The 18,487-nt window shown below is 54.6% G+C and carries 16 protein-coding genes; 14 read left to right on the top strand and 2 right to left on the bottom strand.

Annotated features, from left to right (window positions below; all coding sequences use genetic code 11):
- Positions 1-90: 90 nt before the first annotated feature.
- The 6 genes from CXF87_RS02345 (at position 91) to CXF87_RS02320 (ending at position 8,135) form a co-directional block, all read left to right on the top strand.
- Positions 91-1,215: an RNA-guided endonuclease InsQ/TnpB family protein gene (locus CXF87_RS02345; RefSeq protein WP_101145334.1), complete on the top strand. Its 1,125-nt coding sequence runs from the start codon at positions 91-93 to the stop codon at positions 1,213-1,215.
- Positions 1,216-1,406: 191 nt separating this feature from the next.
- Positions 1,407-3,572: a methyl-accepting chemotaxis protein gene (locus CXF87_RS02340; RefSeq protein ID WP_101145333.1), complete on the top strand. Its 2,166-nt coding sequence runs from the start codon at positions 1,407-1,409 to the stop codon at positions 3,570-3,572.
- A gap of 359 nt (positions 3,573-3,931) precedes the next feature.
- On the top strand, positions 3,932-5,776 hold the full coding sequence (gene ilvD / locus CXF87_RS02335) for a dihydroxy-acid dehydratase (RefSeq protein ID WP_101145332.1): 1,845 nt from the start codon (positions 3,932-3,934) through the stop codon (positions 5,774-5,776).
- A gap of 56 nt (positions 5,777-5,832) precedes the next feature.
- Positions 5,833-6,891 carry an oxidoreductase gene (locus tag CXF87_RS02330; RefSeq protein WP_101145331.1) on the top strand — a complete coding sequence of 353 codons (1,059 nt, stop codon included), beginning with the start codon at positions 5,833-5,835 and terminating at the stop codon, positions 6,889-6,891.
- A gap of 195 nt (positions 6,892-7,086) precedes the next feature.
- The gene (locus CXF87_RS02325; protein WP_101145330.1) at positions 7,087-7,704 is read left to right on the top strand and encodes a DUF6036 family nucleotidyltransferase; all 618 of its coding nucleotides are present in this window, start codon (positions 7,087-7,089) and stop codon (positions 7,702-7,704) included.
- Between the two features lie 2 nt (positions 7,705-7,706).
- Positions 7,707-8,135 (top strand): hypothetical protein, encoded by a 429-nt coding sequence (locus CXF87_RS02320; protein WP_101145329.1) that lies wholly within the window; start codon positions 7,707-7,709, stop codon positions 8,133-8,135.
- 23 nt (positions 8,136-8,158) lie between these two features.
- Here CXF87_RS02320 and nudE read toward each other — a convergent pair whose 3' ends face one another.
- The gene (gene nudE, locus CXF87_RS02315; protein ID WP_101145338.1) at positions 8,159-8,800 is read right to left on the bottom strand and encodes an ADP compounds hydrolase NudE; all 642 of its coding nucleotides are present in this window, start codon (positions 8,798-8,800) and stop codon (positions 8,159-8,161) included.
- A gap of 77 nt (positions 8,801-8,877) precedes the next feature.
- Here nudE and yrfG point away from each other — a divergent pair, with 77 nt between their 5' ends.
- The 6 genes from yrfG (at position 8,878) to CXF87_RS02285 (ending at position 14,773) form a co-directional block, all read left to right on the top strand.
- Positions 8,878-9,570, top strand: coding sequence for a GMP/IMP nucleotidase (yrfG, locus tag CXF87_RS02310; protein WP_101145328.1), 693 nt, complete (start codon positions 8,878-8,880; stop codon positions 9,568-9,570).
- Positions 9,567-9,956 carry a ribosome-associated heat shock protein Hsp15 gene (gene hslR / locus CXF87_RS02305; RefSeq protein WP_101145327.1) on the top strand — a complete coding sequence of 130 codons (390 nt, stop codon included), beginning with the start codon at positions 9,567-9,569 and terminating at the stop codon, positions 9,954-9,956. Before yrfG ends, hslR begins: the two co-directional genes overlap by 4 nt.
- A 98-nt stretch (positions 9,957-10,054) precedes the next feature.
- The gene (hslO, locus tag CXF87_RS02300) at positions 10,055-10,930 is read left to right on the top strand and encodes an Hsp33 family molecular chaperone HslO (RefSeq protein ID WP_101145326.1); all 876 of its coding nucleotides are present in this window, start codon (positions 10,055-10,057) and stop codon (positions 10,928-10,930) included.
- Positions 10,931-11,239: 309 nt separating this feature from the next.
- On the top strand, positions 11,240-12,793 hold the full coding sequence (locus CXF87_RS02295) for a phosphoenolpyruvate carboxykinase (RefSeq protein ID WP_101145325.1): 1,554 nt from the start codon (positions 11,240-11,242) through the stop codon (positions 12,791-12,793).
- 217 nt (positions 12,794-13,010) lie between these two features.
- The gene (gene msrB, locus CXF87_RS02290; RefSeq protein WP_101145324.1) at positions 13,011-13,508 is read left to right on the top strand and encodes a peptide-methionine (R)-S-oxide reductase MsrB; all 498 of its coding nucleotides are present in this window, start codon (positions 13,011-13,013) and stop codon (positions 13,506-13,508) included.
- A 50-nt stretch (positions 13,509-13,558) separates the two neighbouring features.
- A complete protein-coding gene (locus tag CXF87_RS02285; RefSeq protein WP_101145323.1) occupies positions 13,559-14,773 on the top strand; it encodes an alpha-hydroxy acid oxidase in 1,215 nt (404 codons plus the stop codon).
- Here CXF87_RS02285 and CXF87_RS02280 read toward each other — a convergent pair.
- On the bottom strand, positions 14,763-15,623 hold the full coding sequence (locus CXF87_RS02280) for a LysR substrate-binding domain-containing protein (protein WP_101145322.1): 861 nt from the start codon (positions 15,621-15,623) through the stop codon (positions 14,763-14,765). The two genes, CXF87_RS02285 and CXF87_RS02280, sit on opposite strands and share 11 nt — an antisense overlap.
- Positions 15,624-15,744: 121 nt before the next feature.
- Here CXF87_RS02280 and CXF87_RS02275 point away from each other — a divergent pair, with 121 nt between their 5' ends.
- Positions 15,745-15,996 carry a DUF1127 domain-containing protein gene (locus CXF87_RS02275; protein ID WP_101145321.1) on the top strand — a complete coding sequence of 84 codons (252 nt, stop codon included), beginning with the start codon at positions 15,745-15,747 and terminating at the stop codon, positions 15,994-15,996.
- Positions 15,997-16,076: 80 nt separating this feature from the next.
- Positions 16,077-18,446 (top strand): Tex family protein, encoded by a 2,370-nt coding sequence (locus CXF87_RS02270; protein WP_101145320.1) that lies wholly within the window; start codon positions 16,077-16,079, stop codon positions 18,444-18,446.
- The last annotated feature ends 41 nt before the right edge of the window (positions 18,447-18,487 follow it).

The following is an 18,487-nucleotide window of genomic DNA, read 5'->3' as shown; positions in this document are numbered from 1 at the left end:
TCTCCACACGAAGACTACACATACAGTATTTTATACAGTATATTTAAAGCACATCAACAGAAGATGACAACATAGCCTAATTTATCCAGTATGACAAAGCGTGCCTACAAAGAACGACTTTATCCCACCGCCGAGCAGGCTGTGCTGTTGGCACAGTCGTTCGGCTGTGCCCGTTTTGTCTGGAATAACACATTGGCGTTTCGCACTGAGGCGTATCAGCAGCATGGGGAAAGTGTTTCTCACTCCGCAGCGGAAAAGCGCCTGGTTGACTTGAAGGTAGAATATCCATGGTTAAAAGAGGTATCGAGCGTCATCCTGCAACAAACCCTCCGCGATCAAAAAGCCGCGTTCGACAACTTCTTTAATCCCAAGCTCAGGGCACGCTACCCACGTTTTAAGAAAAAAGAGGGTCGACAATCGATCCGGTTAACCAAAGCCGCCTTTCGCTATCGCGATGGAGAGATCACGATCGCCAAGTCGACGGTGGCGTTACCGATCCGATGGAGCCGCCCGCTACCGAGTGCGCCGTCGAGCATCACGATTTCCCGCGATCGTGCAGGCCGATATTTCATTAGCTGCTTGTGTGAGGTCACGCCAGAGGCTTTGTCAATCACGCCCAACATGGTGGGTATTGATCTTGGGTTGACCGATCTCTTTATCACCAGCGAAGGCGAAAAGTCGGGGAACCCACGACATTTTAAACGCTACGAGGCCAAGCTGGCGTTCTTGCAACGCCGGTTAGCCAAGAAACGGAAAGGCTCGAATAACCGTCAAAAATACCGCCAGAAAGTGGCGCGGCTGCATGCCAAGATCGCGGACTGCCGCCGTGATGCAATCCACAAAGCGACCCGAACACTGATTAACGACAACCAAGTGCTGTGTGTCGAGTCGTTGAACATCACCGGCATGGTCAAAAACCGTCATCTAGCCAAGGCCATCAGCGATGCGGGGTGGGGCGAATTTGTCCGCCAACTTGAGTACAAAGCCGCCTGGGCGGGACGCCAGGTAGTGAAGGTCAGCCAGTGGCTCCCCAGCAGCAAGGTGTGCCACGGCTGCGGCCATCAGGTCGAAAAGCTACCGTTGTCACAGCGTCACTGGCATTGCGAAGGCTGTGGCCAACCGATAGATCGCGATATTAACGCCGCGAAGAATATTCAAACTGCCGGACTGGCAGGGTTAGCCTGTGGAGCGACCGGAGCGGGGATAGCGGCCTAGCCGCTATCTAGTGAAGGCGTGTTGAAGCAGGAAGGTTCTGGGGCGACCCAAGAACCCTCGCCGATAGCGCGGAGCGCGGCAGGCGGGGAGTGTCAGATTTGTTCACTTTGTTATAACCCAACAATAGCCATAATGGCGCATAATAGCGGCTGATTTAGTAAAATTAAGAACATCTAATTTTCGGAGCATTAATGCGCAACAACCAGCCTGTGTCCCACCGTGAATACGTCCTGAGCGAAGAAACGGTGCTCATTTCCCGTTCGGATTTAAAAGGGAATGTCACCTACGCGAACCCTACGTTTGTTGAGGTCAGTGGCTATAGCCGTGAAGAGTTAATCGGCGCTCCGCATAATCTCCTTCGTCACCCTGATATGCCAGAAGCGGCTTATGCGGATTTCTGGAAAACGATTCAAGCCGGAGAAACCTGGCAAGGCGTGGTCAAAAACCGCCGTAAAAATGGCGATCACTATTGGGTGCATGCCACCGTTGCACCACTACGGGACGGTGAACGCATCGCAGGCTATACCTCCGTTCGCCGCAAAGCCTCTGCCAGTGCAGTGGCCAGGGCGGAAAAGGTTTACGCTGAAATTCGTGAAAAGGGCAAGTCCCGCCACTATAAGCTCACCCAGGGCGCGCTACGTCGCAAAGGCTTAACCGGCATACTGACCCAGTTCCAGCTCACCAGCCTGAAAGCCAAGCTCACCAGTATGGTAGTAGCTTCGCTACTGCTAATAAGTCTTGCAGGAGGCATGGGGGTTTACGCCCTGGTGGTGTCCGGTGAGCGTCTTGAAACACTCAATCGCTCTGGGCTGGGTGAAGTGGCCACCCTACAGCACATCGAACGCTATATTGGGCAAACGGTCGAGACGCTGGAGCCGGTCGTACGTAATCCACGCCAAGCGGATCTTGACGCCATTAACGCTGAAATTGGCGAATATACCCGCTCATTGAATACGCTATGGCTTGATTACAATATCGATGAGGTGGCTGAGATTGAAGCAAACCAAGCATTCGATAGTGCGCTGACCACATGGGACGCCAGTGTGGAAAACACCCTGGTAGCTATTCAAGAAGGCAATGGGTTTGCGGCCTTTGAATCTTTTAACGACATCGTGGTGCCGACGACGGAATCGCTGCGTGAGCTAAACAGCACCTTGGTCGAGCTAGTGCGCGCCGATGCTGAAGCGTTAGTCTCTCAGGCGCAAAGCGGACGCCAACAGATGCTGGTAGTCCAGCTAACATTACTGGCCATTGGTTTTCTGGTCATGATTGGCCTGAGCGCGATGATACTGAAATCCGTGTTGCGCAGTTTATCGGGCGCGCGCTATATCACTTTTCAAATCGCCGCCGGCAATCTGGCTGCTCAAGGACATCATCAAACCAACGACGAGTTGGGCGAGTTACTTTATTCGTTGGATACCATGCGCTTTAGCTTATCCAGTATTGTGGGAGATGTGGAAAGTCGCGTCTCGGTCGTCACCCCGGCAATCCAACAGATCGCCGCTGAAAATGAAGAACTCTCGTCGCGTACGGAGCAACAGGCATCGTCACTGCAGCAAACCGCTTCGAGTATGGAAGAGATGACCTCGACGGTTCAGCAGAATACCGAGAATGCCCGCCAAGCAACCGAACTGGCGGTACAGAACGCTGCTAGCACCAAAGATACCGGCCAGCAAATGCAGCAACTGGTGGAGCGCATGCAGCGTATTGCCCAGAGCGCTGAAAAAATGACCGAAATGATTAGCGTCATCGATGGCATTGCCTTCCAAACCAATATTCTGGCACTCAATGCCTCGGTTGAGGCCGCTCGTGCCGGTGAGCATGGCCGCGGCTTTGCCGTAGTCGCCAGCGAAGTACGCAACCTGGCTGGGCGGAGCGCGGATGCTGCCCAGGAAATCCGCAAGATGATTGATAGCACGACGCAAGAAGTGAGCGGAGGCCGCAGTGCCGTCGAGCAGGCGGAGCGGGCGATTGAAGAGGTGTCTCAGCAGGTGAGTCGGGTCAGTGAACTGATGGCTGCGATCAGTACCGCCTCCACTGAACAGAGCAGTGGGATTGGCCAAATTAACACGGCGATTGCTGAAATGGACCACGTCACTCAGCAGAATGCCTCAAAAGTTCAGACGATTGCGGCATCAGCCGACAATCTCTCCCTTGAGGCTCATGAGCTTGCCAACGTGGTGGACGCATTCCGTTTGGAAGGTGCCCAGGATGAGAACATCAACGAGGCGCGGGCGAAGTTGCAGCGTGCAACCCATGCCTTAAATAAAGCAACCCGCGGTTTGCCGGCCCCTTCTCAGCGACGTCCCCAGTCCCTCTCAACACAACCCCATGCCGATCAGTGGGAAGCTTTTTAGTAGGCGGTATAAAGAATGTTAGGTAGCTGATTTTCATCATTTCGTTTAATGCCATGCCACCCTAAGCGGTGGCATGGTGTCTAAATGAAAAGCTTTAGCGCTAGGGAGCTACTCAGGCTAAAGATGGCGCTTTTCTCTCTACTTCGAGCCTCTACATTTGGCCTCTGTATCTAATCGCTGCATCTAGTCTCTGCGTGGCGCTCATGCCACAATCGAAGGCCGTTGATTATTCAGACATCCTTGCCCGCGGCCTTTCATGCTGTGGGCGAATAAAAATAGAGCATTGTCTTTAAGCTTTTATCCAAGAAAGCTTTTGAGATAGTTATTAAAAGATAGATATTAAGAGAGTAGAGGACGCCATGCCAGAGTATCGCTCACGTACCACCACCGCTGGTCGTAATATGGCCGGTGCACGCGCCCTGTGGCGCGCCACCGGTATGCAGGACGGTGATTTTCAAAAGCCGATTATTGCCGTCGCCAACTCCTTCACCCAGTTTGTGCCGGGCCATGTTCACCTAAAGGACATGGGCCAGCTAGTGGCGAGGGAGATTGAGAAAGCGGGTGGCGTAGCGAAAGAGTTCAATACCATTGCGGTGGATGACGGCATCGCCATGGGACACGACGGCATGCTCTACTCGTTGCCCAGCCGTGACCTGATTGCCGACAGCGTTGAGTACATGTGCAACGCTCACTGTGCTGATGCGCTGGTATGTATCTCCAACTGCGACAAAATTACCCCCGGGATGCTGATGGCCGCGCTGCGCCTGAATATTCCGGTGATATTCGTCTCTGGTGGCCCCATGGAGGCGGGCAAAACCAAGCTGCTGAATCATGGCCTTGATCTGGTCGACGCTATGGTAATGGCCGCCGATGACAGCGTAGACGATGAAACCCTCGCCGAAGTCGAGCGTAGCGCTTGCCCCACCTGCGGCAGCTGTTCAGGCATGTTCACCGCCAACTCGATGAACTGTTTAATGGAGGCGCTGGGCTTGGCGCTGCCGGGTAACGGCACCGTGCTGGCAACCCACTCAGATCGTCGTCGCCTGTTTGAAACTGCCGGTCATCGTATTGTCGAGCTGGCCAAACGCTATTACGAAGGCGATGAAGCGCACCTACTACCCCGTGCCATTGCTTCCAAGGCGGCGTTTAAAAATGCCATGACCCTGGATATCGCCATGGGCGGCTCCACCAATACCATCCTGCACTTCCTGGCTGCTGCCCAGGAAGCCGAGGTGGACTTCACCATGGCGGATATCGACCGCCTTTCTCGTGAAGTGCCCCAGCTCTGCAAAGTAGCGCCCAACACCCAGAAATATCACATCGAAGATGTCCACCGTGCGGGCGGCATCATGGCGATCCTCGGCGAGCTGGATCGTGCACACGTACTGGATACCTCGGTGCCTACCGTGTATGGCGACAGCCTCAAGGCCGCGCTGGATGAGTGGGACATCATGCGTTCGCCCAGCGCCGAGGTGGTTGAGTTCTTTAAAGCGGGGCCGGGCGGTATTCCTACCCAGACCGCCTTTTCCCAAAGTGCCCGCTGGCCGAGCCTGGACGGCGACCGCGCTACCGGCTGTATCCGCGACCTGGAGCACGCCTTCTCCGAGCAGGGTGGCTTGGCCGTGCTGTATGGCAATATCGCGCTGGATGGCTGCGTGGTGAAAACCGCCGGGGTCGACGAATCGATTCTGGTATTCGAAGGCCCCGCCCATGTGGTCGAGTCTCAGGATCAGGCGGTTGCCGATGTATTGGCGGATAAGGTGAAAGCGGGCGATGTCGTCGTAATCCGCTACGAGGGACCTAAAGGTGGCCCAGGCATGCAGGAGATGCTTTATCCCACTTCGTATCTTAAGTCTAAAGGGTTAGGCAAAGCCTGCGCACTGCTCACCGATGGTCGCTTCTCAGGCGGCACCTCTGGGCTTTCGATTGGTCATGTGTCGCCGGAAGCCGCAGCTGGGGGCGCCATTGGCTTAATCGAGCAGGGCGATATCATCCGTATTGATATTCCTAACCGGACGATCAACGTCAACCTGAGCGATGCGGAGCTGGCGGCTCGCCGCGAGGCGATGGAGGCAAAAGGCACTACGGCCTGGAAACCTGCCGAACAACGTCCCCGTAAGATAACGCCGGCGTTGAAAGCCTATGCACTGCTGGCGACCTCTGCCGATAAAGGGGCCGTTCGAGATCTCAGCAAACTTGACTGATACACCTAGCTGAAACGCGAAGTTGAAACACACAATCAGCCCGAATAAGGAATCAAATGAAGGCGATTATAAACGTTGGATTAGTCGGCTATGGATTCGCTAGCCAAACCTTCCATGCACCGCTTATTCAGGCCACGGAGGGCCTGGATTTGGTGGCGGTCTCCTCAAGCGATGCTGCTAAGGTGCAGGCGTCACTTTCTAACGTAGAGGTGGAGTTCCAGGCGTTGGCGCTTTGCAAGCGCAGCGATATTGATCTGATTGTTATTCCGACACCCAACGACACACATTTTTCCCTTGCCAAGGCGGCGCTGTCGGCGGGCAAGCACGTGGTGGTCGATAAGCCGTTCACGGTCACGCTGTCTGAAGGAAAGTTGCTCAAAAAGTTGGCGGATGAAAAAGAGTGTCTATTGTCGGTATTTCACAACCGCCGTTGGGATAGCGATTTCTTAACCGTTAAAGCGTTGCTTGAAGCGGGAAAGCTAGGGCGTTTGGTGAATTTTGAATCACATTTTGACCGCTTCCGCCCGGAAGTGCGTGATCGCTGGCGCGAGAAAGCGACGCCAGGTGGCGGCATTTGGTACGACCTGGGGCCGCATTTGCTGGATCAAGCCTGCGAGCTGTTTGGCATGCCTCAGGCCATTCTGCTTGAGTTGGGCACCTTGCGTGATGGCGCCAAGGCCGACGATGACTTCCTGGCCTTGCTCGATTATGAGGATTTCCGCGTTACGCTAGCCGCGGGCACGCTGGTCGCCGACCCCACTCCGCGCTTTCGGGCTCATGGTACCCAAGGCAGTTTCGTTAAATATGGCCTGGATCCTCAGGAAGACCGCTTAAAAGCAGGTGAAGTGCCTACCCCGCAGTGGGGCATCGATAGTCAGCCTGGCATCCTAACGTTGCGTGAAGGGGAAGGGGAAAACGCACCGCTCACTCGGAGCGAGTACCCAACGCTGCCGGGCGACTACCTAGCTTATTACCAGGGCATCGCCGCCGCTATCCGCGATAAAGCGCCGCTACCGGTAAGTGTCGACGACGCCCTGCGTTCGATGGCTCTGCTGGAAGCGGGGTTGGACAGCCATCGCCAGCGGCGCTGGATTACTTTGAAAAATCATCTTTAAATAAGTAAGAGATAACGATCGCGAGCTAAAGCTGCCACCATTAGTGCTACTGAGTCGTCTGGTAGCTTGTTATGGGATGTTGGCCGCTTCCGCAGTAGTTCAGGAATTCGGTGAAATGTGTACTTTTTGCTTTGACAGGCTGATGCTGAGAGCACTGCGAGAGTTGGTTTTGGGCTTATTGAGGAAGGGGATGACGTGCCGATAGAACCTGGTGAATATCCAATAATCGAGCCCAAAACAGCGTTAGGACGTGCACTCGTTGAGTTTTTCGATGTGCTTGAGTCTGTGTATGCAAGTGGCGAAAAAGGCATTTTTCAAGTGATTGTATTTGGAGGCTGCGCGGTTCACATTCATTCTCGAGCACGGGGTAGCGCGGATATAGACGCCGAAGTCGCATCTCATGGCTTGGCCAGAAAATCCGATATTGTTGCGCTTCTGGACGAAGACACCTATGTGTTCACTGATGAAGATGGCGTAGTACAAATACTAGAGCTAGATGCTAGTTTCAATGCGACGCTGGCCCCTTTACACGAAGATTACGAAGATCGCATCATTCGGTTAGTGACACAAAGCAATATCCCCAACGTAGAAGTCTACGTTGCGAGTGCGCTTGATGTAGCAATTACCAAGCTTGGTCGCTTTGGTGACCGTGATCAAAGCGATATCCAAACGTTGCTACAGCTTCCTTATATAGACATCGAAGAATTTGAACGGTTAGCCCGAGAAGCAATCAGCTACTATGTGGGGGACGAAACTCGCATTTTGGGAAACCTAAAAGTGATGCTAGATGATTATTATCGTAACGAGGACTAGTTATGGAAGCTTCTGTTAAACGCAAGCTGCTATATCGAGTGGGGGCTCATTCTCTTGAAATCGCAGTCGATGACGTCAAGCAACTTGCAGATTCCATCTGGTATAAAGGTTATCGGCCAACGTGGGCTGAGCTCGAAATACTTCGTTTAGAAATGCCTTGTGAGGCATTTCAGCGTTCGCTTTGTGTGCTTGAATTGCTAAGCCAGTACCCTGTCTGCCGTCGAGATACCGCACAGCATCTACAACGATTGACCCGTCAATATCATCATCAGTTGATTGGGCACGACAATGTCCTTCCCCAAGGCAGATATTCTCCTAGCAAGCGATGGGGGCTGACTGATACCACCATTTCACTTCGCAAGGCACTGTTACCTCTACAAACACGGATCTACGCTGATTCTAAAAAGCATCGGCATGGTCTAAGCGCTTGACGGGGGTAGAGCCAATGAGTGCCTCAAAGCAAATCCGTCGCATTATTGCGCTTCTCTTCGCGCAGCCTGTCTCGCGCAATGTAAAGCGCGGCAATCGCACGGGCTTCGTGAAAATCCTCGCGCAATAGCAGTGAAGGGAGCTCCTCAATGGCGTGGGTTTCCACAATCAATGGCTCGGGCTCATCCCCTGGCAATCGCTTGGGATACAGTTCCGTGGCAAGCAGCACCTGCATGCGGTGGCGCATATAGTTCGGCGCCAGGGAAAGCTCAACCAACGGCTCGATGCGGTGCGCACCCACGCCACACTCCTCCATCAGCTCGCGATTGGCCGCGGTGATGATATCTTCACCGGGGTCGACCAGCCCTTTTGGCAAGGTGAGCACATAATCTTCAAACCCGGCGGCGTATTCGCGAATCAGCAGCACGTGCTCCGGATCAGGCATTGCCACCATCATCACCGCGCCCCGGTCGGCGCCGGTTAAACGTTCAAATTGGCGCTCTTCGCCATTGGAAAAACGCAGATCCAGTGACTCAATCTGGAATAAACGGCTTTGGGTAATCTGCTTACGAGCAAGAATCTGTGGCTTTTGCTGGTGACCCGAGCGGTTAACGCTGCCATCTTCAGGGTGATTAAAGGTTGGGCGAGTAGGGGGGGACGTAGACATAAACATGTGCCTCCATGGCTGGTAAAAGGCGGTTAAGCTACAATAGCACGCTTACTCCTAACGTGACTGGAGCGGCAATGATTGATTGGCGCGAGATAGACACTGTCCTCCTTGATATGGATGGCACGCTGCTGGATTTACACTTCGACAGCCATTTTTGGCTTGAGCATTTACCGCGGCGCTACCGCGAATTGCACCAACTGGATGAAGCCTCCCAGGAAGCGCTGCGCGCGCGTATTATCGGCGAGCAGGGCACTTTAAACTGGTACAGCCTAGCGTACTGGAGCCGCGAGCTGGGCGTGGATATTGTTGCCCTGAAACGAGAAATCCAACACCTGATAGGCCTGCGCAGTGACGCACTGGATTTTCTCAAATGGCTTAAGCTAGCACATCCACGGGTGGTGCTTGCCACCAACGCTGATCGCGCCAGCCTTGCCCTGAAACTGCCCCTCACCGGCCTGGAAAGCTACTTGGACGCCATCGTCTCTTCCGAAGACGTGGGCGCCGCCAAAGAGGAGCAGGCGTTCTGGTTTGCGTTGCAGGAAATCGAGCCTTTCGACCCGGCGCGCACGCTGTTTATCGATGACAATACCCGCGTGCTTGAAAGCGCTCGTGAGTTTGGTATCAAGTATTTGCTGGGCATTAAGCAACCTGACAGCCAGCGGCCCGAAAAAGAGCTACAGGAATTTATAGCCCTTGATCGGTTCGCTCATCTGTTACCCGAACAACTGCCGGAACAGCAGTCTGAAACGCAAGGAGTGCCTAAATGAGCGAGAGCGTACGCTTAGATAAATGGCTCTGGGCAGCACGTTTCTTTAAGACCCGCGCACTGGCTAAAAAAGCCATTGAAGGTGGCAAGGTTCACTACGATGGTGGCCGCGCTAAAACCAGCAAACAGGTGGAAATCGGTGCGCTTATTCGTGTACCACAGGGCTGGGAGATATTAGAGGTAGAGGTGGTATCGCTTTCGGATCAACGACGCGGTGCACCAGAAGCGCGCACACTCTATGCAGAAACCGACGCAAGTGTGCAGCGTCGTGCCAAGGAAGCTGAAGCAAGGCGCCTCACTAACGAGGCGATGCAGCATCCGCTCAAACGCCCTGATAAAAAGCAGCGCCGCGATATTCAGCGTTTCCAACGTAATCAGGGTGAGTAGCCCTCGCGGCTATTTACTTAGTGCAGCAGCATCAATAGCCCAGTTAACGATTAGTCGCAGCTAAACACCCGCCGTCCTTTATAGTAGGTTGCCAAATTATGTCCGATCAAATTCAACGCTTTATGTTCGATCACACCAATGTCCGCGGCGAGATCGTCACCCTGGCGGCCGCCTATCACGAAGTGTTGGATCGCCACGCTTACCCTCCCGCGGTCAATGAGCTATTGGGTGAGCTGTTAGCTGCCGTGGCGCTACTCACCGATACCGTTAAGCTGGATGGCACGCTAAGCATCGAAGTGCGCGGCCGCGGCGTTCTGTCATTACTGATGGCCGAATCCAATCCCGGTGGTGAATTGCGGGCGATTGCCCGCATCGCGGAAGACGCCGACCTGCCTAGCGAGCATGCCTCTTTCCGTGAGCTGGTCGGCGAGGGCCAAATCGTCATCACCCTCGACCCCCGTGAAGGCCATCGCTATCAAGGCATTGTCGCGCTGGATCAGGAGACGCTAGGTGGCTGTCTGGAAGCCTACTTTACGCAATCCGAGCAATTGCCAACCCGCCTATGGTTAGCGGCTGATGAGAAGCGCGCAGGTGGGTTGCTGCTCCAACGCCTTCCTGAAGAGTCACAAAACCAGGATGTCGATGCCTGGGACCGTAGCGTGCAGTTAGCCGATACGATTAAAACAGAAGAGCTGCTCGGCCTTGAACAGCGCGAAGTGCTGCACCGCCTTTACCATGAAGAAACCGTGCGCGTTTTTGAGCCTAAAACCCTGCGCTTTGGCTGTACCTGCTCCCGCGAACGAATGAGCCATGCACTGCACACGCTAGGCAAGGAAGAACTGCGAGATATTCTTCACGAACAGGGCGCTATCGACACCCAATGCCACTTTTGCCATACGAAATATCACTACACGGCGGCGGATATTGAAACTTTGTTAGACGACCCTGAAGCCCCATCGCCCACAATTCACTAGGTATGTAGTCGCGGCTAGGCAGGCGGACGTTTTTTAGTGTCGCTAGGCGGACCAGTGGAACCAATGATTTTGGCCATTGTTGCAAACGACCGTTTTAATTTTTACTGCGCTGCAACACAAAATGTAGTGTCTTTGTAGTAGTTTAACTACAAGATATTTGATCTTCGCCCCCGTTTCCTGGGGGCTTTCTTTTTGCCATAATGCGCCGGACTTCAGCGTGCCCAGCCGATTTAGCAGGCTGGGATGACATTTAAGGCGTCGGTGACGCCCGGTAACGAGATATAACGGCCTCAAGGCCCAGGAATCGACATGACCACGACTCAAGCTCCCCAAGCCCACGTCAATCTCAGCAGCGCCGAACTTATCGAGCGCGCCGTGGCACGTGGCGAAGGCCGTCTCTCGGCTAACGGTGCCCTGGTAGTTAATACCGGCCTGCGTACCGGCCGTTCACCGAAAGACCGCTTTATTGTTGATGAGCCCTCTACGCGTAGCCAAATTGATTGGGGCAGCGTCAACCGTCCCTTTGATGCTGAGAAATTCAACGCCTTGTGGGATCGGGTCGATGAATACCTGAACAGCCAAGATCACTTTGTCTCTGAGCTTCATGTGGGTAGTGATTCTACCCATTATCTGCCGGTTCGTGTTACCACCGAAACCGCTTGGCAAAACCTGTTTGGCCGTACCATGTTTGTGCGCCCTTTGGCCTACAATCAAGCTGCTAAAGACGAGTGGGCCATTCTTAACGTGGCGGGCTTTGAGTGTGATCCCTCTCGCGATGGCACTAACTCTGATGGTTGCGTGATCATCAACTTCGCCGAGAAAAAAGTGCTTATCGCGGGCATGCGCTATGCCGGTGAAATGAAAAAAGCCATGTTCTCCGTGCAGAACTTCCTGCTACCCGCCGCCGACGTGCTGCCGATGCACTGCTCCGCGAACGTGGGTGAAGATGGCGAAACCTGCCTCTTCTTCGGTCTTTCGGGCACCGGTAAAACTACGCTTTCCGCTGACCAGGCCCGCTTCCTGATTGGTGATGACGAGCACGCTTGGGGGGACGGCATCGTCTTCAACATGGAAGGCGGCTGCTACGCTAAGTGCATCGATCTTTCCGAGAAGAACGAGCCGGTCATCTGGAACGCTATTAAGTTTGGTACCGTGCTGGAAAACGTGGTGTTGGATGACCGTCGTGAGCCCGACTACGCCGACGATAGCCTAACCCAGAACTCCCGCGCCGCTTACCCGCTGGAGCACGTTGAAAAGCGCGTAGCGGAAAATCTGGCGGGCGAGCCGAATGCGATTGTATTTCTGACTTGCGATATGTCCGGCGTACTGCCCCCGGTGTCGATTCTTTCCAAAGAAGCCGCGGCGTATCACTTCCTGTCTGGCTATACTGCTAAAGTGGGCTCCACTGAAATGGGTTCTTCTGAAGGTCTGGCCGCCACGTTCTCTACCTGCTTTGGTGCACCGTTCTTCCCGCGTCCTGCACGTGAGTACGCTGACCTGCTGATCAAGCGCGTCGATAAGCAGGATGCTCAGGTTTACTTGGTCAACACCGGCTGGACCGGCGGAGCTTACGGCGAAGGTGGTTCGCGCTTCTCTATCCCGACCACCCGTGCCATCATTAGCGCGATTCAGTCGGGTGTACTGCGCGATATCGACACCAAACATATCGATGGGCTCAACCTGCAAGTGCCTGTCGCCGTGCCGGGCGTTGATTCCAGCCTGCTCGACCCGCGTGAAACTTGGCAGGACCGCGATGCCTACGACCGTCACCTTAAAGAGCTGGCGACCAAATTCGTTGATAACTTCAAGAAGTTCGAAGGCGTTAACGAAGCGATCATCCAAGCGGGCCCCCAGTTAACCTAATGGTTAGCGGCTGGTAGATGATTGAACCGGTGCGTTTGCTCGGTAAAGAGGCAAGTAGAAAAGCAATCGGCGGGTGTAATTAATCGACGGTTAGAACGGCTAAGTGCTTAGAAGTGATCGCCATTAGAAACGATTGACGCCAAAATGGGACAGCGCTTCGGCACTGTCCCATTTTTATTGGCTACTTTCTTCCCAGAACAACACGGGAGCGATACCCATGAAAAGACGTCAATTCTTAGGCTTAGCGGGACTCACCGGCATAGTAGGTGCCATACCAAGCCTGTCGTTTGGTTTTCCACGGCTAGATCTTGAACCTGCGCCAGACTTGGAAACGCTAGAGCTTAGCGAAGCCGAGTGGCGTGAGCGACTCTCCGATGAAGCTTACAATGTGCTTCGCGATCATGGCACTGAACCCGCCTTTTCGAGCCCTTTAGATAAAGAGTGGAGAGAGGGCGAGTATCGCTGTGCAGGGTGCGATCTTTTACTGTTTACCAGTGAAATGAAATATGATTCCGGTACCGGCTGGCCAAGCTTTTTTGAACATGTAGAAGGACATATGCTCACCGAGCTTGATTTCAAACTGATTTGGCCCCGCACTGAATACCACTGTGCCCGCTGCGGTGGCCATCAGGGCCATGTCTTTGAAGACGGCCCCGACCCTACCGGCCTGCGCTGGTGCAACAATGGAGTGGCGCTGCGTTTTGTGCCAGCGTGAGCAAGTGGATAGATGGGCGAGTAATCTAAAACAATCAGTAGGAGGGTGGTGTGAAAGGTTGGCTCCAACAACGATGGACTCGAAAAAAACTTGCCCGTATCCATAACTTGCACGACGTAGAACGGCTCGCCAAAAGAGCGCTACCACGACCTATTTTTGGCTATATCGATCATGTCGCAGAGGATGGGCGAACCCAGCGCGCTAACCTCACTGCTTTTGATGATTATCGCTTTATGCCCAAGGCGTTTGTCAATGTGTCGCAAATTGATCTGCACACAGAGCTTTATGGCAAACGCTACGCCGTGCCTTTCGGTATTGCCCCTATGGGCATCAGTGCGCTTTCTACTTACCAGGGCGACCTAGTGCTAGCGCGAGCAGCAGCGAATCGCAACTTACCCATGATCATGAGTGGTTCATCGCTGGTGCCTATGGAAGAGGTGGCGAAGGTGGAGGGTGCCGACTGGTTCCAGGCATACTTACCCGGCACGCCAGAAGGCATCGAAGCTCTGCTCAATCGGATCAAGCGAGCCGGTTTCAAGAAGCTGGTGGTCACGCTGGATTACCCTGTGCCGCCCAATCCGGATAATTTCCGGCGTTCAGGTTTTTCATCCCCTTTGGAGCCAACGCTTCGCTTGGCAATCGATGGGTTGATGCGGCCAGGCTGGTTGTGTAATACCTTTCTTCGTACGCTCTGTAAACAGGGAATGCCGCATTTCGAAAACAACCATGCGGAACGGGGAGCACCCGTGATCTCTCGTCAAGCAGCGCGGGACTTCTCAGGGCGTCGCCATTTTGACTGGGGCTATCTCGATCTGGTGCGGCGGTTATGGCCCGACACGCTGATCGTCAAAGGGGTGCTAAACCCCGAGGATGCGGTACGTGCCCGCCAAGCCGGGGTAGATGGGATTATCCTCTCCAACCACGGCGCCCGTCAGTTGGATAGCACTATCTCTCCGCTCCAGGTGTTGCCAGAGATCAAGCGTCGCATTAGCGATATCCCCATTATGATCGACAGCGGGTTTCGCCGTGGCACCGATATCATCAAGGCCTTGGCGCTGGGCGCTGATTTTGTATTCGTGGGGCGCCCCTTTAATTACGCTGCTGCTTGCGCAGGACAGGAAGGCGTAGAGCATGTTGCCACTCTTTTAGAGCGTGAAATCGAGCGCAATATGGCGCTATTAGGGCTGACCACGCTTTCCCAGTTGGACCGTTCATGCCTCTATCAACCCTCATCCGGTAAAGTAACATCAGCCATCACAACCTAAACCCTTCAACAATATGCTCTGCTAGGCTGGCGATAATTGGTGATTGGGTAGAAGAGGTGCGCTGTAAAACGATGGACGCTTCTGGTAATTCGGGGAAGCCCTCCTTTACACCCAATATCTGCATATCGGCAGTGACCAGGCTTCGCATCCAGGCAGACACGGCCAAACCCGCGCCAACAACGGCTTGCAGGGTAGCCAAACTGGGGCTGCTGTAAGCAATTCGATAGGTTCGTCCTGCGCGGTCTAGCGCATTACAAGCGTGGCGACGGCAAAAGCAGGGTGCCTCGAACATGGCAAGCGGTACCGGTGTCTGTAAATGGGTACAGTGACTCTCGGCGGAGACCCATACCATCGGTTCCTGCCTTAAAATCGTGCCTATTTCATCGCCTATTTCTCGGGTCATTATGATTAGATCCAAGCTCTCTTGCGGCTGTTGGGAGAGCACTGAAGAGGGGGCGCAGTGCACATCGACATCCACCAACGGCCAGGCCTGAGAAAAGGTCTTCAGAATACCGGGTAGAAAGCGCATGACATAGTCATCCGGCACGCCCAGGCGTACACGTCCCACCATATCTGGCTGGCGCAACAGCGTTAGTGCCTCACCCTGCAGCGATAAAATCTTACGTGCATAGCCAAGCAGCGTGTGGCCCTCGCTGGTTAACAGCAATTGGCGATTCTGGCGCACGAAAAGTGGGCGCTCGATAACGTCCTCTTCCAGGCGTTTCATCTGCATGCTGACGGCGGATTGAGTGCGGTTTACCGTCTGAGCGGCGCGGGTAAACCCGCCCTGGTCGACTATCGCCACAAAGGTACGCAGCAGCTCATGATCGATGGTGGGTAGTGTCGCCATGGTTATCAATCTTTTTGATGTTGGGTATAAGAAGTATTCGTTGGATTGATTTTAGGCACTGTTCGATACTTCCTTCAACACTTATTCACTACGCCGTTGTTGGCGGCGAAGGGAGGTTGAAATGGAGCGCTCGTTAGCCTGTTTACAGCACAGCCAGTGTCCTTTACAGAACGAACACTACCAGTCAATCAAACAGGAACAACCAAGAATTACCTGGGCAGAAAAGTTCTATCGCTGGCGCCAATTGCGTCGCGAGCGGGATACCTTGCGCCATTTGAGCGACGATATGTTGAAAGATATTGGCCTCAGCCGCGAAGCCGTTCAGCGTGAAGCACGACGCCCCTTTTGGGATGATCATGGCTGGCGGCGCTGATGCCGCAAGTCATGCCAGCCATGGCACGTTTGTGATACCTTGTTGGCACTTAAAAATGCTGCATGAGTTAGTTGCAATTTATGGATGTCAATCAGCGTATTATTTCCCGCCTAGCCACCGAGCTAAGCGTAAGACCCGAACAAGTCGCCGCCACGGTGGAGCTGCTGGATGGCGGCGCCACCGTGCCGTTTATTGCCCGTTACCGTAAAGAAGTCACCGGTGCGCTGGACGATATTCAACTGCGCCAACTGGATGAGCGCCTGCGCTACCTGCGCGAGCTGGAAGAGCGCCGCGCCGCGGTGATCGCCGCCATTGATGAGCAGGGCAAGCTGGATGGCCCGCTGAAAGCAAGTATCGAGGGTGCAGAGACCAAGCAGCGGCTGGAAGATTTATATCTACCCTTCAAGAAGAAGCGCCGTACCAAAGCGCAGATTGCCCGCGAGGCGGGGCTCGAACCACTGGCCGATGCGCTGTTGGCCGACCCGACACTCAACCCCGAAAGCGAAGCTGGCAACTACCTGCGACCGGCAGAGGGTGATATCCCCGCCATCGAGGATGCCAAGGCCGCCCTGGATGGCGCCAAGCAGATATTGATGGAGCGCTTCGCGGAAGACCCCGAACTGATCGGCCAGCTGCGTGAACGACTTTGGCAAGAGGGCGAACTCAGCGCCCGCGTGCTGGAGGGTAAGCAGCAGGAGGGCGCCAAATTCTCAGACTACTTCGAGCACGACGAAAAACTCGCCAAAGCGCCGTCACACCGTGCCCTGGCGATGTTTCGGGCGCGTAATGAAGGCGTGTTGAGCCTGTCGATTCGCCTGCCCGGTGAAGAGGAAGCCCCAGTGCATCCCGCCCAGGTCACGATTGCCAGGCACTTCGGTATCAGTGACCAGGGGCGCGCGGCGGATAAATGGCTAGCCGAAGTGGGGCGCTGGACTTGGCGCGTTAAGCTTTACACTGCGCTTGAGACCGAGCTGCTGGGCCGCTTACGCGAACAGGCCGAGCTCACAGCGATCGAGGTTTTTGCAGCCAACCTGAAAGATCTGCTTCTGGCGGCACCGGCGGGGCAGAAAGTGACGCTTGCCATCGACCCCGGTCAGCGCACCGGCTGTAAGGTCGCAGTGATCGATGCCACCGGGCAGTTTGTCGACCACACCACCATCTACCCGCACGCGCCACAAAACCGCTGGGACGAGTCCCTCAGCGTGCTCGCTAAATTAGCGAAACAGCATGGCGTGCAATTAATTGCCGTGGGTAATGGCACCGCCAGCCGCGAAACCGATAAGCTGGCGGGCGAGTTGCTTAAAGCCCTGGCGCCTGAGTATCGCTTAAGTAAAGTGATGGTCTCGGAGGCGGGGGCGTCGGTCTACTCAGCTTCTGAGTATGCTTCACGGGAAATGCCCGATCTCGACGTTACTGTTCGTGGTGCTGTCTCCATCGGCCGTCGTCTCCAAGACCCGCTGGCCGAGCTGGTTAAAATCGAACCCAAATCGATTGGGGTGGGCCAGTATCAGCACGATGTCTCCCAGGTGCAGCTATCGCGTAGCCTGGAAGTCGTGATTGAAGACTGTGTTAACGCTGTGGGCGTCGATCTCAACACCGCCTCCAGTGCACTGCTTTCGCGAGTGGCGGGGTTAAGTGCTGCGTTGGCCGAAAATATCGTTGCTCAGCGCAACGTCAAGGGCGCCTTCAAGAGCCGTAAAGAGCTGCTAGAAGTTAGCCGACTGGGCGCGAAAACCTTTGAACAGTGCGCTGGTTTCCTGCGCATTCACAATGCCGACAACCCCCTGGATGCCAGCGCCGTTCACCCTGAGGCCTACCCCTTGGTAGAGCGAATCGCCAAGCAGAGCGGTCGGGAAGTTCGCGGTTTGATCGGCGATAGCGCTGCGCTAAAAGCGTTAAAGCCTGCCGACTTTGCCGATGAGCGCTTTGGTGTGCCCACGGTGAGCGATATCTTGAAAGAGCTGGATAAGCCTGGCCGCGATCCGCGCCCAGAATTTAAAGCCGCCGAGTTCCGCGAAGGGGTCGAAACACTTAACGATCTTAAACCTTCAATGGTGCTCGAAGGCACGGTCACTAACGTGACACACTTTGGTGCTTTTGTGGATATCGGTGTCCATCAGGATGGCTTGGTGCATATCTCAGCACTGTCGGACCGCTTTATCGACGACCCACGCAGTGTGGTCAAGGCGGGGGATATTGTGACGGTTAAAGTCATGAGCATTGATATTCCCCGCAAGCGGGTTGGGCTATCCATGCGTCTGGATGATCAGCCGGAGGCTGAAAACGATACTAGGGGCGGTGCTAACAAAAACAATGGCTCGCCTACGGATCAGCATAATGCAAACCGTAAATCGTCTCGCGGCCAGCGTCATAGCGCTAAGCCTGCTGAAGCGGAAGCGCCCATGGGCGCGCTCGGTGCTGCGTTGCTAAAAGCACGCGGCGGCAAATAGTCGCGCGCCTTAAAATAGCTGTACCTTGAAAAAAGCCATAT

Source organism: Halomonas sp. MES3-P3E (assembly GCF_002836035.1).
GTDB lineage: Bacteria > Pseudomonadota > Gammaproteobacteria > Pseudomonadales > Halomonadaceae > Vreelandella > Vreelandella arctica.
Note: the sequence above shows the minus strand (reverse complement) of the source record. Positions and strands in the feature narration are given on the sequence as shown.

Excerpts from the sequence above, each read along its gene's own strand:
- CXF87_RS02345 (WP_101145334.1), top strand. The coding sequence starts at position 91 with ATGACAAAGCGTGCCTACAAAGAACGACTTTATCCCACCGCCGAGCAG.
- CXF87_RS02280 (WP_101145322.1), bottom strand. The coding sequence starts at position 15,623 with ATGGCGACACTACCCACCATCGATCATGAGCTGCTGCGTACCTTTGTG.
- CXF87_RS02275 (WP_101145321.1), top strand. The coding sequence starts at position 15,745 with ATGGAGCGCTCGTTAGCCTGTTTACAGCACAGCCAGTGTCCTTTACAG.
- ilvD (WP_101145332.1), top strand. The coding sequence starts at position 3,932 with ATGCCAGAGTATCGCTCACGTACCACCACCGCTGGTCGTAATATGGCC.
- CXF87_RS02320 (WP_101145329.1), top strand. The coding sequence starts at position 7,707 with ATGGAAGCTTCTGTTAAACGCAAGCTGCTATATCGAGTGGGGGCTCAT.
- hslR (WP_101145327.1), top strand. The coding sequence starts at position 9,567 with ATGAGCGAGAGCGTACGCTTAGATAAATGGCTCTGGGCAGCACGTTTC.
- CXF87_RS02330 (WP_101145331.1), top strand. The coding sequence starts at position 5,833 with ATGAAGGCGATTATAAACGTTGGATTAGTCGGCTATGGATTCGCTAGC.
- CXF87_RS02340 (WP_101145333.1), top strand. The coding sequence starts at position 1,407 with ATGCGCAACAACCAGCCTGTGTCCCACCGTGAATACGTCCTGAGCGAA.
- CXF87_RS02295 (WP_101145325.1), top strand. The coding sequence starts at position 11,240 with ATGACCACGACTCAAGCTCCCCAAGCCCACGTCAATCTCAGCAGCGCC.
- nudE (WP_101145338.1), bottom strand. The coding sequence starts at position 8,800 with ATGTCTACGTCCCCCCCTACTCGCCCAACCTTTAATCACCCTGAAGAT.
- yrfG (WP_101145328.1), top strand. The coding sequence starts at position 8,878 with ATGATTGATTGGCGCGAGATAGACACTGTCCTCCTTGATATGGATGGC.
- CXF87_RS02270 (WP_101145320.1), top strand. The coding sequence starts at position 16,077 with ATGGATGTCAATCAGCGTATTATTTCCCGCCTAGCCACCGAGCTAAGC.
- msrB (WP_101145324.1), top strand. The coding sequence starts at position 13,011 with ATGAAAAGACGTCAATTCTTAGGCTTAGCGGGACTCACCGGCATAGTA.
- hslO (WP_101145326.1), top strand. The coding sequence starts at position 10,055 with ATGTCCGATCAAATTCAACGCTTTATGTTCGATCACACCAATGTCCGC.